Annotated in this window: 14 protein-coding genes; 3 read left to right on the plus strand and 11 right to left on the minus strand. The window is 71.5% G+C overall.

The genetic code is table 11. The annotated features are described in order from the left end of the window. Window positions 1–6 precede the first annotated feature (6 nt). Window positions 7–783 (minus strand): hypothetical protein, encoded by a 777-nt coding sequence (locus WME96_RS35205; protein ID WP_437285962.1) that lies wholly within the window; start codon window positions 781–783, stop codon window positions 7–9. 623 nt (window positions 784–1,406) lie between these two features. Between WME96_RS35205 and WME96_RS35210 the strand changes: the two genes are divergently transcribed. Further along, entirely contained in the window at window positions 1,407–1,997 is a 591-nt protein-coding gene (locus tag WME96_RS35210; RefSeq protein ID WP_437285963.1) for a hypothetical protein, read from the plus strand. Between the two features lie 34 nt (window positions 1,998–2,031). Continuing rightward, window positions 2,032–2,382 (plus strand): 4Fe-4S binding protein, encoded by a 351-nt coding sequence (locus WME96_RS35215; protein WP_437285964.1) that lies wholly within the window; start codon window positions 2,032–2,034, stop codon window positions 2,380–2,382. Between the two features lie 36 nt (window positions 2,383–2,418). On the opposite strand, the gene WME96_RS35220 is transcribed toward WME96_RS35215, so the two are convergent. The 6 genes from WME96_RS35220 to WME96_RS35245 all read right to left on the minus strand — a co-directional run bounded on the left by WME96_RS35220 (window position 2,419) and on the right by WME96_RS35245 (window position 8,922). Then, the gene (locus WME96_RS35220) at window positions 2,419–2,565 is read right to left on the minus strand and encodes a hypothetical protein (protein WP_437285965.1); all 147 of its coding nucleotides are present in this window, start codon (window positions 2,563–2,565) and stop codon (window positions 2,419–2,421) included. A 98-nt stretch (window positions 2,566–2,663) separates the two neighbouring features. Next, the gene (locus tag WME96_RS35225; protein ID WP_437285966.1) at window positions 2,664–3,599 is read right to left on the minus strand and encodes a hypothetical protein; all 936 of its coding nucleotides are present in this window, start codon (window positions 3,597–3,599) and stop codon (window positions 2,664–2,666) included. A 643-nt stretch (window positions 3,600–4,242) separates the two neighbouring features. Continuing rightward, window positions 4,243–5,058, minus strand: coding sequence for a formylglycine-generating enzyme family protein (locus tag WME96_RS35230; RefSeq protein WP_437285967.1), 816 nt, complete (start codon window positions 5,056–5,058; stop codon window positions 4,243–4,245). A 1,154-nt stretch (window positions 5,059–6,212) separates the two neighbouring features. Further along, window positions 6,213–7,187, minus strand: coding sequence for a hypothetical protein (locus tag WME96_RS35235; RefSeq protein WP_437285968.1), 975 nt, complete (start codon window positions 7,185–7,187; stop codon window positions 6,213–6,215). A gap of 209 nt (window positions 7,188–7,396) precedes the next feature. Next, complete coding sequence (locus WME96_RS35240) at window positions 7,397–8,551, minus strand: epoxide hydrolase family protein (RefSeq protein ID WP_437285969.1); 1,155 nt, start codon at window positions 8,549–8,551, stop codon at window positions 7,397–7,399. Window positions 8,552–8,565: 14 nt separating this feature from the next. Continuing rightward, the gene (locus tag WME96_RS35245; protein ID WP_437285970.1) at window positions 8,566–8,922 is read right to left on the minus strand and encodes a hypothetical protein; all 357 of its coding nucleotides are present in this window, start codon (window positions 8,920–8,922) and stop codon (window positions 8,566–8,568) included. Window positions 8,923–9,025: 103 nt separating this feature from the next. On the opposite strand from WME96_RS35245, the gene WME96_RS35250 reads away from it, so the two are divergent. Then, window positions 9,026–10,534 carry a protein kinase domain-containing protein gene (locus WME96_RS35250; protein WP_437285971.1) on the plus strand — a complete coding sequence of 503 codons (1,509 nt, stop codon included), beginning with the start codon at window positions 9,026–9,028 and terminating at the stop codon, window positions 10,532–10,534. A gap of 68 nt (window positions 10,535–10,602) precedes the next feature. On the opposite strand, the gene WME96_RS35255 is transcribed toward WME96_RS35250, so the two are convergent. The 4 genes from WME96_RS35255 to WME96_RS35270 form a co-directional block, all read right to left on the minus strand. Then, window positions 10,603–11,937, minus strand: a complete 1,335-nt coding sequence (locus WME96_RS35255) for a ferritin-like domain-containing protein (protein WP_437285972.1) — start codon at window positions 11,935–11,937, stop codon at window positions 10,603–10,605. A gap of 434 nt (window positions 11,938–12,371) precedes the next feature. Further along, window positions 12,372–13,178: an ABC transporter permease gene (locus WME96_RS35260; RefSeq protein WP_437285973.1), complete on the minus strand. Its 807-nt coding sequence runs from the start codon at window positions 13,176–13,178 to the stop codon at window positions 12,372–12,374. A gap of 29 nt (window positions 13,179–13,207) precedes the next feature. Beyond that, window positions 13,208–14,026, minus strand: coding sequence for an ABC transporter permease (locus WME96_RS35265; protein ID WP_437285974.1), 819 nt, complete (start codon window positions 14,024–14,026; stop codon window positions 13,208–13,210). Beyond that, window positions 14,023–15,048, minus strand: coding sequence for an ABC transporter ATP-binding protein (locus WME96_RS35270; RefSeq protein WP_437285975.1), 1,026 nt, complete (start codon window positions 15,046–15,048; stop codon window positions 14,023–14,025). The genes WME96_RS35265 and WME96_RS35270 overlap by 4 nt, the downstream gene beginning before the upstream one ends. Window positions 15,049–15,114 lie beyond the last annotated feature (66 nt).

Raw genomic sequence — 15,114 nt, forward strand, 5'->3', positions numbered from 1 at the left:
GCGCCGTCACCACAGGCACGTGTTGTCGACGACCACGCCGGTCGCCTCCACGTGGTACGCCCCGGGCTCGCCATCGAGCGCGACGGTGACGTCCATGTCGATGACACACGGGATACCGGTGTTCGGCTCGGATTCCCACGACATGGCGCCGGTGGCGCCGGTCACGACGTGGAGCCCGTCGCCGTCGGGCGTGCGCGGCGTGGTGCAATCGCGCATCTCCGCGGTGAGCATCACGTCCAGAAGGGCCCAGTGCTCCGGAAGCTCGACGCCCGCGAAGCGCGGATCGCTCTCGGTCGGCCAGGCCAGGGAGAGCGTCAGGCACCGGTTGGCCGCCAGATCGGCGCTGTGTACGTAAACCCGGTCGTTCACGCCGACAACGTAATCTCCGCTCGAACAGGACGTGTCCTTCGACGCCCTCACCCCGGCCGCGCGCGCCAGGCACTCGTTGCAATGGACGCGCTGGTCGCACCCGCAGACGCCCGGGCAATCCTCGGGGCATTCGTCGACCCTCGGCCGCGCGACGCACACGCCGATCGCGTGCTCGTCGCACACCTCCGCGCCGGGCTCGCGGATGTCGCAGTACTGCGTCTCGCTGCAGGTGTCGCCCAGGCTTCCTCCGCACGAGACCAGCGCTCCGCCGCCGTCTCCACCGCCGCCGTCTCCACCGCCGCCGTCTCCACCGCCGCCGGCCCCGCCGCTCCCGGTCGGCGTCGTGGCGGGAGGGCTGCTGCAGGCAGCAAGGAGGACCCCGAGGACCGATGAGCGAAGGAGGTCACGGCGCATGGGCGGACCATGCCATGAGCGGTCGCCGGAGAGGAGCGGCACCGGCGGTGGCGGCGAGCCGTCATGTCCCCGCTGCCGCCGGCGGCGACGACCCGACCCAGGCTGAGGAGCCCACGACGACCCGACCCAGGTTGAGGAGCCCGGAGGAGCCCGCGACCCGACCCCGCGACCCGACCCAGGTTGAGGAGCCCGGGAGCCCGCGACCCGACCCCGCGACCCGACCCAGGTTGAGGAGCCCGCGACCCGACCCGGCCACCCGACCCAGGTTGAGGAGCCCGGAGGAGCCCGCGACCCGACCCCGCGACCCGACCCAGGTTGAGGAGCCCGCGACCCGACCCAGGTTGAGGAGCCCGCGACCCGACCCAGGTTGAGGAGCCCGCGACCCGACCCCGCGACCCGACCCAGGTTGAGGAGCCCACGACCCGACCCAGGTTGAGGAGCCCTCGGCAAATTCGTCCTCAAGGTACGCGGCGCCAGCCGCCGACGAGCTCGGTGGCGGCGGCGGCGGTCAGCCGCCCGTGCCGCGTTGACCGGCGTGGGTGGAGCTGGTAGCCCCCTCGTCCGGAACCGCGCGCCCTCCCTGCGCGCGGCCCCGGCGCCGACACGTCCCTGGAGGTCCACGCATGTTCCGCAAGACGCTCGCCGCTGCTCTCCCGCTCTCGCTCGCGCTCTTCGCCGTGGCCCGCGATGGAGCCGCCTCGAACTACCCGCCGAGCTACGATTACTGCGGGCCCACCACCACGGTGCACACCGGTCCATTCGAGCTCATCCAGGATCCGGTCCGCACCGACGCCGCGAAGCTGACCATCGCCTACCGCGGTTACCTGCGCGACCTCTACCCGGACCACGAGATCAACCTCTATGTCCGGCTGAACGGCAGCGACGCCTTCCTCCCGGCGAGCGCGGGCGCGCACGGCGACGCCTACGTCCTCGTGAGCAACGCGCCCCGCGACTGCGCGTGGTGCTCGCCGCCCCCCGACGCCTCGGGACAGCGCATCTGCGGCGGCGCGCCGCTCCCGCCCGCCTCGAGCGGCACCTGGGTCTGCAACGAGCCGACCGCGACCGAGGAGGCTCTCTTCCTCTGGGCCTACGATCAGTACGGCCGCATGAACGCCTGGGACATCGAGGTGGCCGCCGAGTCCCATGGCGCGTGGGACAGCAACCTCGGCGCGAACCACGCGGCCCGCTTCGAGGCGCGCTCGAGCTGTTTCTGAGCGCTCTGCACGAGCGGCGGCGGGAGGCACGCACATGGCGGATTCGTTGAACAAGGAAAAGGCCCGGCGCGCAGCCGCGCGCCCGGACAGGCCGGGAGAGCAGTGCCGGGCCGAGCCTGGCGCCTTCCGGCCCGTGGTGGACCGGAACCGGTGCGAGGCGAAGGGCGATTGCGTCGAGGTCTGTCCCTATCAAGTCTTCGAGGTCGCCCGCATCGCGCAAGCCGATTTCGACGCCCTCTCGCTGCGCGGCAAGCTCAAGTCGCTCGTCCACGGCCGGAAGACGGCGATGACGCCGAACGCGGCGCGGTGCCAGGCGTGCGGCCTCTGCGTCGTCGCCTGCCCCGAGGAGGCGATAGCGCTCGTGGCGGCGCCGCAGCCCGGGTGAGCGCGCCCGGCCCGCGGGCGCGTGCCCCGGGGGTCCTCACGGCACCGGCGGATACTCCGGTGTGAACGCGCTCTCGACCGCGCGTTGGGTGGTGAGGAAAGTCGACCGCGCGGCCTCATCGGCATAGATCGGCTGGACGACGCAGGTACGCTCGCCACACGCGTCGGGCTCCGGAAAGATCACGTCAGCGACGAGCCAGAACCTGTCCCTGGCGCCGAGTTGAAGTCGATCGCACGAGCGTATCAAGGTTCGACGCCGCCCGACAGCGGGCGCACGGCGGCTCAGGCCACGCTGCGCGCGGCGCCGGACGCGGGCGCGGCGCCGTACGCGGCGCGGTAGCGCGCGTACCGTTCCATGAGCTCGCTCGTCGTCTTGGGCATCGGCACGCGCGCGCGGGTGATGTACGAGATCACGTTCTTGCCGCGGACGATCAGCTCGACGCCCCGGGCCGCCTGCTCCCGCTCGGCGGGCGAGGCGTCCGGGCCGAGCAGCGGCTGAAAGGCGGCGAGCTTCTCCGCCGACACGACGAAGGACGTCCAGACCTCGAAGATCTCGGCGTCGGTCCGCAGCGTCTCGCACTTCACCTTGGCCGCGTGGGCGAACTCTCGGGCCAGGCGGTCCACCCCGGCGAACATCGGCAGCCCCGCAAAGGTGGCGATCATCTCGTCGCGAATGCCGTCGATCGCCCTCATGCTCTGGGCGATCTTGACATAGCGGCTGTTGTAGAACGCCTCGATCGGGAAGGAGAAGGCCTTGAACGGCTCTCCCCAGAGCTCGTCGAGCCCCTCCTCCCCGCTGCGGTGGAGCACCATCTTCCCGAGCGTCAGCGCCTCGAGGAGGTGCTCGCCGCACTCGCGCATGAGGGCGTTGTCGGGCTCGATCGTGACGCCGAGCTCCTGGATCTCGACGAGCTTCGTGAAGATGTCCGCCGCGCGATTGAAGATCGCGCCGGCGAGCATGGCGCCCTTGACGCGCTTGCGCTGCGGGTCGGTCTCCGACGCGAAGGCGCGCCGCGCCTCGTCCAGCCGCTTGCCGGGCACGTTGATCCCGTGCTCGACGTGGTTGAACAGGCGCCGCGTCAGCGCCTCGATCAAGCGCTTCTTCGCGCGCAGCGTGTCGGCCGGAGCCTCGTACGCCTTGATCCAGTAGCCATAGTAATAGACGCGTAGCTGGCCGTCGATGATCTGCTTCTTCCCGAGCGGTATCGCGCTGTCCATGGCCCGCCTCCGATCGGCTGCCAGGCGGCACCCCTGCGCGGTATACGCGCGGGGATGCACGCCTGTTAGGACATGCGCGTAGCATGGGCACGAGGCGGCCCGCAAGGCGCGAGCGTCGCGAACCGGCGATGTCGGTCGCGCGAAACCGGGACTTAACCGAGAGGAAAGAGTGTGGTTCGCGCGTGGTCGCCGCGGCCGGTTGCTGGCCCGTACCGCGCGCCGCGCGGCGCCCCTGTCGCCCGCCGCGCGACGGGAGCAGCGCGCGCGCCGGCCGCGAGCGGCTCGCGACAGCACGTGGCAGAAGTCGCGGATCTGCTGGTTGCGCTTCGCGCGGTTCACGCCGTTATACTCCTCGTCCCCCGGGCCGGTCATGTAGATGAACGTGACCTCCGGGAACTCCTGCCCGAGCGCGTCGAGCGTGTCGAGTTAACGCTGCACGGTCTGCTCGGCGATCGTCGGAGGACCACGCCCACATCGAATACCGCATCTCCGGGTGCCCGCTCAGGGCGCTACCGCGGCCAAAAGCTCGCGACCAACGGCGCAATCAGGCCTTTGAGCACCGAAAGTGATGCATGGTCGGAGGCCATGAATCGTATGATCGACGCGGCAGGCATACCGCGCCACGCCGGGTCTGCGCCCGTAACTACGGAATTTTCGCGCAGCGGACCCCGACGTAGGGGCGGCGCCCCAGCGCGTCGTGGCTGTCGCGGGTGGATGAAAGCAGGAATCGCGCGTCATCCGAGAAGGAGCCGCCCCGCAACACCCGTTCGTATCCCCCCTCCAAGTTAGCGCAGTCCGTGCAATCTTCAGAATAGTCCTCCTTCATATCCAGAGCCCATTCTCGCACGTTCCCGGCCAGGTTGGCCTGCCCCCATTTTCCATCTCCTGTCTTCCGCGATCCGACAGGCAAGATATCCATGAACGTGCACTTCTCTGGGGTATCCGTCCAGGTGCAGCCATACCCCGCAAAACTCTGTTCGATCGTCTCATCCGTGGACGACGTCGACCACGGGTACGGCCGCTGCTCGTCTCCGCCCGCCGCTGCGTAGTTCCACTCCGCCTCGGTCGGCAAGCGGCCCCCATCCCAGGCGCAGAACGCGAACGCCTCGTACCAGCTCAGGCAGTTCATTGGCAGACTCTCGTTGTCGCCCGCCGTATCCGTCCACGTCAGAAACCTCGAGTCGCACTTTACCTCATCCTTGAGCAACACCGCGCTCGACGCCAGATACCCGTTCCACCTCGAATCCCACCCGCTCCCCTCGATCTTCGGGTGTTTCCCATCTCCCGGCTCGGGGAAGCTCCCCGGATACGCATCGACGAACGCGCGGAATCGCCCTACGGTCACCTCGAACCGGTCCAGCAGGAAGTCGCTCACCTTGGCCGGATGCTCGCTGTCATTGCTCCGGTTGAAGCTCCCGCCCGGCACCGCCGTAGTCGCGCAGCAGCTCTCGTTTCTCATCGGCCCGCACGTCGGTGCCAGGCCGGCGCAGCTCGGAGGTGTCACACAGGTTCCTCCGCGGCACACCGGCGCCCTGGCGGGGCACGGCGCCTCGTCTTGCCACACTCCGCGGTCGTCACACCGCTGCGGCGTGTTCCCCGAGCACCGCATGTCGCTGTTCGGAGCGCACACACCGGCGGGAGCGCCGACTGAGCCTCCGCCCCCCGGTGCGCCCCCTGATCCATCTGCGCCGCCCGAGGAGGAGGAGTCGATCCCTCCGCTACCCCCGCCGCCCGGCGCTTGAGCGTCGGTGAAGTCATCAAGGCCGAGCAGCGCCCCGCACGATGCGCCCGTCAGCGCCGGCAACGCGGCAAGCAACGCAGAACGAAGACCACGTTTCATGACACGATTATACACGAGCTGGCGCGCATCTCACCCCTCGGCTGGCGCCCGGGCCGGCTCAGCCAGCAAAGCCCTCGCGACGACCAGAGCGGCGGCCGTCGTGACCGTGTGCGCCTCAGCCCGCGCGCGTGTAGAGCCGCGGCACCGAGCTCTCGAGCGCGGTGACCAGGCGCTCCACGGCGCCCTGCGAGCGCGGATCCCGGATCCCCGGTGTGCTCCACCGCGAGTTCTACGTCGAGGCGAGGCAGCCTGCGTCGGAGGTTCGCCATCGCCGAGGACAACCAGCGGTACGCGGTGTAACACTCGCACACGATGCGGACGCGCGTTGCCGCGGCCATGGGCGCCGTGACCTGCCGCTCAATCTCGCGGAACTGCGCGAGCACAACCCGGCCCCCGCCCGCGTCGATCTGCTCCACCGAAGCGGTAAGGACAGGCGCAGTGTGCACACGTCCGCTGCGTCCGCATCATTGAAGGCGGCGCCGGGCACGAAGGCGACGCCGCGATCCACGGCCCTCGGCAGCAGCTCCACGGCGTCGAGGCCGGGCGCTGGCGAGCGGCAAGGCTCGGGCAGCGGAGTCCACGCGAGCGGCGGGCGCGCCGTTCGGCCCAGGCCTGCTCACCCCTCCGGTGCCACCGGCAGCCCGAGCAGCCGACCGAGCGCCTCGTGAACGACGCGGGTCCCCACCGAGGTCATCGCCGCGCCCGGGCGCTGGCCTTCATCGTACGCTGCGCGCCGCGCTGTCGCCGTGCAGCGACCATGCGGCTACCGCCGGTCACTGCGCGCTGCACCCCTCGAGCTCGGCCATCATGCGCCAAAAGGCGCGGGCCTTGACCTCACAGCTCTCCTGCGTCGTGTGCGTGTACTCGTACTCCGCATTGCCGGACGCCTCCACGTCGTAATGCGGGTGTTGCATCGGGATCTCGACCCCGTCCACCTCTGCGGTGTGCCGTTCGCCGTTCCAGTGGACGTCGAGGTCCTCGAAGTCGTAGAGGATCTTCCCGTGGTCGCGGCAGAAGTCGCGGATCTGCTGGTTGCGCTTCGCGCGGTTCACGCGGTTATACTCCGCGTCCCCGGGGCCGGTCATGTAGATGAACGTGACCTCCGGGAACTCCTGCCCGAGCGCGTCGAGCGTGTCCAGGTAGAGCTGCACGCTCTCCTCGGTCTGCTCGGAGATCTCGAACGACCACGCCCACATCGAGTACCGGATCTCCGGGTGATCACGCAGGATGGCGCGCAGCTCGTTAACCCCGGCCTCGGTCCCCCAGTACTGATCCCCCTTGACGAGGTTGCTGTCGAGCATCCCGTCCCACATCGGGAAGACGCCGGTCTCGGAGGGGACGTCGCAATACTCTGCCTCGAAGCCGTACGCAGGGTTGTTTGCCTCGATGCTCTCGGCGCCGACGATGATCTGCGAGCCGTGCGAGCGATGGGTGTAATGGAAGATGAACTCGCCCGATTTGAGCGTGTCGAGGCAGCTCGCCGGGATCCCCTCGAGCGCCGCGTGCCGGTGATCGAAGGTCCGCGCATTCGCGGGATCCGGGTCGGGATCGCCGCCCGTCCCCGTGGTCGACCCGGCCCCCGCGCCGCTGGTCGACCCGGCCCCCGAACCGCTGGTCGACGCGCCGCCGGATCCCGTGGTCGATCCGCCGCCCGAGCCGGCGCTCGGCTCGCCGCCCGCGCCGGTGTCCCCCGCAGCGTCGTCGCCCCCGCAAGCCGCAACGCCGAGGGCGAGAATGAGTCCGAGCATGATCGTGCTGGATTGGTACAAGAATTTTATCATGGCACTGTGAATTCTAGACCGCGCCGCGGCGAGCGCAACAGGTCTCTCCGGCGTTCTCTTGCTGGCGCGCCGGGTCGCCGCGGAATGTCGCGGCCGCGCTCCAGCGCCGCGGCCACGCGCCTGTGCTGCATTGCGCAAGCGCCGCTTCACGCCAGCGGCCGGGCCCGGCGGCGGCGTCAGGACGCCGGGCGAGCGCGCAGGGATCGGAAGAAGGCGCGCACGTCGTCGAGGAGGAGCTCCGGCGCCTCGAGCGCCGCGAAGTGCCCGCCGCGCGGCATCTCCGTCCACCGTACCAGGTTGGCCCGGCGCGCGACCCAGTCGCGCGGCGCGCGGTAGATCTCCTTCGGGAAATCGGCCACGGCGGTCGGCGCCTCGATCCTGTCGAGGAGGTACGGCGGCATCTCCTCGTCGTGGGCCGTCTCGTAATAGAGGTTGGCGGCGCTGGCGATGCTGTTCGGCGCCCAGTAGAACATCGTGTTGGTGAGCAGCTGATCCTTCGAGAAGGCGCGCTCGACGTCCCCGCCGCAATCGCTCCAGGTGCGGAATTTCTCGACGATCCACGCCAGGATCCCTGCGGGCGAGTCCGCCTGCGCGATCGCGAGCGACATCGGCTTGGTCCCCTGCACATGGGCGTATCCGCCCTCCGCGGCCCGGAAAGCGGCGATCTTCGCGAGGACGCCCTTCGCCTCCCCGGTCAGCTCCCCCGCGGGGGGCGCCCCGAACACCATGTTCACGTGAACGCCGAGGAGGTGCTCGGCGTGCGCCCCGCCGAGGCGCGCGCTCACGATCGCGCCCCAATCGCCGCCCTGCGCGCCGTAGCGCGGGTAGCCCAGCGCCTCGACCATGAGCCGGTCGAACGCCGCGGCGACGCGGCGGACGTCCCACCCGGGCTCGCGCGGCTTGCCGCCGAACCCGAACCCCGGCAGCGCCGGAACCACGACGTCGAACGCGTCCGCCGGATCGCCGCCGTGCGCGGCCGGATCGGTGAGCGGGCCGATCAGGTGGTGAAACTCGCACATCGATCCCGGCCAGCCGTGGAGGAGGAGGAGCGGGATCGGGTCCGGCCCCTTGCCGCGCGCGTGCCAGAAGTGCAGATCGACGCCATCGATCTCGCAGAGATACTGAGGGATGCGGTTGAGCGCCGCCTCGTGGCTGCGCCAGTCGTAGCGAGCGCGCCAGTGCTCGCAGAGCTCGCGCACATAGGCCACGTCGGCGCCGTGAGCCCACCCGCCGCCGGGGAGCGGATCCGGAAAGCGGGTCAATGCAAGGCGCCGGCGAAGGTCGTCGAGCGTCGCTTCGGGGACATCGATGCGGTAGGGGCGCAGGTGCATACGCCGACACTACCTCAGGGGGGCAGGACGCGAAGGACGAATCCGCTCGTGCTCGGCGACTCGACGGGCCCCGAGCCGACATCGATGGATCCGTAGAAGAGGCCTGCTACCCAGAGCGTCCCGTCGGGGGCGCGCGCGATGCCCTCGGCGGAGCCGGCGCTCGCCGCGTAGCGCTGGGTCACCGTGGCCTCGGGGGAGCCGCGCGTGTACGCCGCGAACGGCGCGTAGTCGAACGTGACGTTGTCACCATGCCGACCCGCCGCGTACTCGGGGCCGGAGCACCGCTCCCGAACCTGGCTCCCGGCGATCGTCCAACGTGCCAGTCGCCGCGTCGCTGTGTGAAGCGCAAAGGCGCCCGGAACGTCGCGCACACAAGGACAATCTCTCGACATCTCCCGCCTCATCATGGCCGGAGCCTTTCCTATCCTGTACGCTCATCCCACCTCCCTTGGCATCCAGAAGGAAGCCATCGCCATGCATTACGCCCCGGATTCCGTCGTAGGTGGGAAGTACCGTCTCGAGCGTCCGCTCTCGCGCGGCGGGATGGGCTCGGTGTGGCTGGCGCGGCACATCAACCTCGGCTCTCCCGTCGCGGTCAAGTTCATGGCGCCGACGTTTGCGACGTCGGCCGCGTTCCTGGCCCGCTTCGAGCGCGAGGCGAGGATCGCCGCGAACCTCCGGAGTCCGCATGTCGTCTACGTCCAGGACTATGGCATTGACGACGACACCCCGTACCTCGTGATGGAGCTGCTCCAGGGCGAGGACCTCGGCACGCGGCTCGAGCGCGTCGGCCGGCTCTCTCTCGCGGACGCCACGCGGATCCTCGCGCAGGCCGGCAAGGCGATCCGCCGCGCGCACGACGCCGGCCTCGTCCACCGCGACCTCAAGCCCGCCAACCTCTTCCTCGTGCGCGTGGAAGAGGAGCAGGACGAGATCGTCAAGGTCCTCGATTTCGGCATCGTCAAGGAGACAGGCGCCCGGCTCACCGACGAGGTGACGCGCACCGGCGAGCTGCTCGGCTCACCCCATTACATGAGCCCCGAGCAGGTCCGAGGCGAGAAGGACGTGGACCAGCGCAGCGATCTCTGGTCGCTCGCGGTCATCCTGTTCTACGCCGTCACTGGCGAGCTCCCCTTCCAGGGCGATCAGCTCGGCGCGGTGATCGCCAACATCCTGGTCGCGCCCCAGCCGAGCGCGACCGGGCTCGCGCCCGATCTGCCGCCGACGATCGACGCGTTCTTCGCGCGGGCGCTGGCCCGCGACCGGGCGCAGAGGTTCCAGTCGATCGGAGAGATGATGGGCGAGCTCCGCCGGCTCGCGGGCATGGCGTCGCCGTCGATCCCGGATCTGCATCAGGCGTGCTCCGGCGCGCCGAGCTCCTCTCAGCCGAGCCCTGGCATGACGATATCGCTCGACGATCTGGAGCTCGTCACGCCCGAGGTCGCGCCCCGCTCGATGAGGCCAGGCACCCTGACCGGCGCCAGCTCGACGGCGCGGGAGGCCGCGCATCAGAGGCCTTCGCGCGCGCGGCTGGCGCTCGGCGTCACGATGACGGTGCTCCTCGGCGCCGGCGTCACCGCCGCCGTCAGCCAGGGCAGCGCGGGGGGCCGGGGCGCGACGGGCGCAGAGGCCGCCCCCGCGGCAGCCTCCGTCCCCGAGCAGACCGCGGCTCCACGGCCGGCGGAGCCGCTGGCGTGGCCTGAGCCTCAGCCGAGCGTGACGCCCGGCGAGGCGTCCCCGCCCGAGCCGCCGCCGAGCGCGACGTCCGGTGAGCCGGCTGCGCCCGCGGCGAGATCGGCCGCGGCCGCTCCCAGGGATGCGAGGGGGCGCCCATCCCCCTCCGCAACGGCGTCACGACCGTCTCCGATCACCAGGCCGAAGACGCCCCAGACCGCGGCCTCCGATCCGGCCATGAAGCCGCCGGTTCCGCAACCGACAGCCCCGGAGCCCGACCGCGTCCCGATCCCGGAAGTGCCCTTCTGATAACGCGTCATCGAGGACAGGTCTGCGGTGCCGGACAGCGCGTGGCCGCTCCCGTCCGACTCAGCTCATCACGCGATGACGCCTGCGCTGGCCGAGGGGGCGGCCTCGGTGCTGGCCGAGGGAGCGCGGGGCGGGGCGGCCGGCGCGGACAGGAGCGCATGCGCACACGGCCCGATGACCTCGCGCACGGCGTCGAGGTGGCAGCGCGCCCGCTCTGTGTCGGTGAGCCGGCCGTGGTCGTGCCACGAGGCGACGTCGACCCCGTCGCGCTCCGGCCCGCGCGCGGCGCGCGGCGGGGCGAGCGCCTCGTCGAACGCGCGGGCGACGGCCGCGCGCACCGGCTCGCCGCCGCGCGCGATGGCCCAGCGCACGAAGGCCCAGGCGAGCTCGGCGTGGGTGGCCTCGTCGGCGGCGATCCGGTCGAGGACGCGGCAGACCTCGGGGTCGCGCGCGCGGCGGCGTTGCTCGGCGGCCTGCATGGCGGCGAGCGTCTCGCCCACGCAGCCCTCGCGCACCGCGCTGGCCGCGGCGCTCTCGAGCGTGGGCGCGTCGAGCGCGCCGCCCGTGTCGAGCGCCCCCGGGCCGAGCGCCCGGCCGGCGTAGCGGCTCGCGAGCGTGAAGCAGTCCCGCGCGTGCTGGAGCTCGTCCGCCAGGGCGCGCTGTGCGGCCTCGATCAGGGAGGGCGGCGCGCCCAGGGCGAGCAGGTCGAGCGAGAAGCGCGCGAAGGACGCGATCGACGCGTGCTCGAGGCGCGCGTCGGCGAGCCACGCCTCCGCGAGGGCGGCGCGCGTCGCGGGATCGAGCTCGAGCGGCTCGTCCGCCGCGGCGTCGAGCACCCAGTCGGCCCGCGCATCCACGCCGGCCAGGCGCGGCTCGCCACCGACGAGGAACGGGCGGCCGCAGCCGCCGCCGCTGATGCAGCAGATATTTTCGACTCCATAGCAGCACTGGCCGTCGTCCATTCGGTCCAACAAGGTGTGGTGAACGCAGGAATCGGGCCCCAGAGTGAACTCGCTCGGGCAGGCCCTGGCGTGTCCACCCGTACCGCAGGCTCCGCCTGCCCCGCCGCCCTCGATCGTCGAGCCGCTATTGGCCTGTTTCCAGGCATCTTCGGGCGAATAGCACCTCCAGAAGCCGCTGTAGTCGCTGCCACCCGCGCCGCCCTGGCCGCCCTGGCCGCCCTGGCCGCCCGTGCCGCCTGGGCAGCCCTGACTGTCCGCGCCGCCTGCGCCGCCTGCGCCGCCTGCGCCGCCTGCGCCGCCGGGGCCGGTTGCCGCGCCGCCGGGGCCGGTTGCCGCGCCGCCTTCACGGACCTCGATCTGGCAGCCCATCGACAACGGCAGGCCGGCAAATACGCCGGCTCCAAGGATCCACATGATGCGCCCGCGCAATTCCCTGGTCATGATTGTGAGCCTCCCTGAGAAGCTCGGCGACTCAGCATCAAACATGCCAGTCTGCGTTCCCGCGCGAGAGCCGCTGCAGCGCACCGGAGACGGGGCAGAGGCGCTCGCGGCGTCACGCCCTCGTTGCTCGGGCAGGAATCATCGGTCGAGCGCATGTCGACATGATCTCGGCCCGCCGAGAGAGAGTTCGTCGCCCGTGACATCCCACCGCAGCACAGAGGTGCTCGTGAGCTGATATGTGCCGCCCTGTGCCATAATGTTCAAGACTTCTACCTGCTCCCGTTGTGTTCGGCCCCGTGCCTCTCGTGCGCTTCACGCTCGACCGTGCCGATCACGCAATGTCACGTCTGCCGGCGCCCCTTGAGCCCGGATCGCGCCGAAGCGTCGCGAAGATCCCCCGGTCGGCCGGTGCGCCTCGGAATCCCGCCCTCCGGCTACGACCCCGTGGACTGATACCGCCGCTCCCCGAAGCGCCAGACGCGCAGCGACACGAGCAGGAACGCCACGCCCACGAGCGGCGACGCCCAGCGCGCAGCCTCGGGCAGCGCCGGCACCGTGGGCCGCTCGAGCAGCGCGCCCGCGGGGATGTAGCTCACGAACGCGAGCGGCACGACGAAGGTGAAGAACCGCCGGAACCAGCCGCGGTACAGGGTCAGCGGGTACTGCGCCGCTTCCGTGCCGCCGTACGTCACGGTGTTCATGATCTCGAGCGACTCCACCGTCCAGAAGCACAGCGTCGCCTGGAGCACGAGGAGCCCGTAGAACACGCACGCTCCGCCCGCGATCGCGCCGGCGAGCAGCGCCGCCTTGGCCGCCGTCCACCCGACGTCCAGCGCGCCGGCGGCCCACGCGAGCATCACGAGGCCGACGGCGAGCCGCCCGACGCGCAGGAACTGGAACTCCCGCGTCGCCACCTGGAACGCCGTCGATCGCGGGCGCAGCAGGAGCCGGTCGAAATCGCCCGACTTCACCGTGGCGGAGAAGGTGTCGAATCCGCGCCCGAACGACTCGGCGAGCGCGAACGACACGTTGACGAGGCCGAACAGGAGCGCGACCTCGGCGAAGCGCCACCCCCGGACCGCGCCGAAGCGGTCGAACAGCGCCCACACCCCGAGCAGCTCGATGCCCACGGTGATGAACTGGCCGACGGACCACATCACGAACGACGCGCGGTACTGCATCTGCGACCGCAACGACGCCGCGGCGAGCCGTAGGTAAAGCTGGATTGCGTCGCGCGACACCTCGCCTCTCCTCGTCGGCTCCCCGCCCCTCACCCGCCCTGCACAACGAGCCGCCGCAGGCCGCGCGCGACCATCGCGCGGCCGAGCGCCACGAACACCGCGGTCCACAGCGCCTGGTGCAGCAGCACGCCCGGCAGCGCCCCCGCGGGCAGGTGCCCGAGGTAGAGCCGGAACGGCGCGTCCATCATGCCGCGGAACGGCAGCGCGTCGAGCCACGGCTGCATCCACGACGGGAACAGCGGCAGCGGCACGACCATGCCGGAGCCGATCAGGACGACCGACGGCACGATCCGCGAGATGCCGTCGCCCGACGTGGTCCACAGCATCGTCGACGTCACCGCCGTCGCGAACGCGCCGACCAGCGCCGCCGCGCCGGCCATCGCCGCCGCCCACGCCCCCGCCGCGGCGAGCGACGGCGGCAGCGACATGCCGAGCAGCGGCACGGCGACCGCGATCATCGGCGCCGCGCGCAGGGCCGTCGGCGCGAGGCGCGCGGCGAGCGCGCGGGTGAGCCACAGCGCATGGACGTCGAGCGGGCGCGCGAGCTCGTACCCCACCGCGCCCGTGCGGATCAGCTCGCGCACCTCGGGATCGGGGTTCGTCGAGAACGGCATGAGCTGAAAGAACGCCTGCCCGAGCCACGTGTACGTGACCGCCTGCCCGAGCGCCATCGGCGCCGCGGCGGACGTGGGGCCCGCGGCGTTCGCGTAGAACGCCTCGAGCACCATCACCTTGATGAGCCCCCAGAACAGCTGCGTGCCGAACCCGGCGGCGGCCGCCGCGCGGTACTGCAAGAGCGCGCGGAACCGCGCGCGGAACACGGCGAGGTAAGCGCGGAGCGCGCTCACGGCCGCGCGCGCTCCTCCCGCGCGCGCTCCTCGTCGCCATCGCCGCCGCCCTCGCCGTAGAGCCGCGCCACGATCTCGTCGATCGGCGGGTTCTGCACGAGGAGGTCGCGCACCGGGTAGCGGGCCGTGACGCGCCCGACGAGCTCCGCCGTCGAGATCGCCGCCGGATCGAAGCGCAGCGTCACGCGGTCGCCCTCGCGGCGGATCACCTCGGCGTGCGGCTCGTCGATGTGCGCCGCCGGGTCGGTCAGGTCCACGATGAGCCAGCGCTCGGCGGTGACCTGCGCGCGGAGCGCCTCGAGCGAGCCGTCCGAGAGCACCCGGCCGCCGGCGATGAGGAGGACGCGCGAGCACAGCGCCTCGATGTCGTCCATGTCGTGCGTCGTCAGGATCACCGTGACCCCGCGCTCGCGGTTGAGCCGCTGGATGAAGCGCCGCACCGCGAGCTTCGAGACGGCGTCGAGGCCGATCGTGGGCTCGTCGAGGAAGAGCAGCTCGGGCGCGTGGAGCAGCGCGGCCGCGAGATCGCAGCGCATCCGCTGGCCGAGGCTGAGCTGCCGCACCGGCGTGTCGAGCAGCGGCGCGAGGTCGAGCATCGCGACGAGCTCGTCGCGGGCGCGGGCGTGGTCTGCCGCGCCGACGCGGTAGATGTCGCGGAGCAGCTCGAACGAGTCGGTCACCGGCAGGTCCCACAGGAGCTGGGTGCGCTGGCCGAACACGACCCCGAGCCGCCGCACGTGCTCGATGCGCTCGCGCCAGGGCACGCGGCCGTCCACCTCGCAGCGCCCCGAGTCCGGCACGAGGATGCCGGCGAGGATCTTCACGGTGGTCGACTTGCCGGCGCCGTTCGGCCCGATGTACCCGACGAGATCGCCCCGCTCGAGCGAGAACGAGACGCCCGCGAGCGCGTCGACGGCGCGGTAGCGCGGGCGCAGCAGCCCCGCGACGGCGCCCCACGCGCCCGGCCGGCGCTCGGCCACCCGGTACGCCTTGCGGAGGTCCTCGACGACGATCAGCGGCATGGCAGCGAGCGCGCCAAGGCGGGGCGCGGCGCGGGAGCATACAGGACCCGGGTCCGGCGGCCAGCC

This window comes from Sorangium sp. So ce406 (assembly GCF_051474675.1).
GTDB classification, from domain to species: Bacteria; Myxococcota_A; Polyangia; order Polyangiales; family Polyangiaceae; genus Sorangium; species Sorangium cellulosum_G.

Coding starts and splice junctions, on each gene's coding strand:
- WME96_RS35210 (WP_437285963.1), top strand. CDS start 1,407: ATGTTCCGCAAGACGCTCGCCGCTGCTCTCCCGCTCTCGCTCGCGCTC.
- WME96_RS35205 (WP_437285962.1), bottom strand. CDS start 783: ATGCGCCGTGACCTCCTTCGCTCATCGGTCCTCGGGGTCCTCCTTGCT.
- WME96_RS35215 (WP_437285964.1), top strand. CDS start 2,032: ATGGCGGATTCGTTGAACAAGGAAAAGGCCCGGCGCGCAGCCGCGCGC.
- WME96_RS35225 (WP_437285966.1), bottom strand. CDS start 3,599: ATGGACAGCGCGATACCGCTCGGGAAGAAGCAGATCATCGACGGCCAG.
- WME96_RS35235 (WP_437285968.1), bottom strand. CDS start 7,187: ATGCTCGGACTCATTCTCGCCCTCGGCGTTGCGGCTTGCGGGGGCGAC.
- WME96_RS35230 (WP_437285967.1), bottom strand. CDS start 5,058: ATGAGAAACGAGAGCTGCTGCGCGACTACGGCGGTGCCGGGCGGGAGC.
- WME96_RS35240 (WP_437285969.1), bottom strand. CDS start 8,551: ATGCACCTGCGCCCCTACCGCATCGATGTCCCCGAAGCGACGCTCGAC.
- WME96_RS35270 (WP_437285975.1), bottom strand. CDS start 15,048: ATGCCGCTGATCGTCGTCGAGGACCTCCGCAAGGCGTACCGGGTGGCC.
- WME96_RS35255 (WP_437285972.1), bottom strand. CDS start 11,937: ATGACCAGGGAATTGCGCGGGCGCATCATGTGGATCCTTGGAGCCGGC.
- WME96_RS35250 (WP_437285971.1), top strand. CDS start 9,026: ATGCATTACGCCCCGGATTCCGTCGTAGGTGGGAAGTACCGTCTCGAG.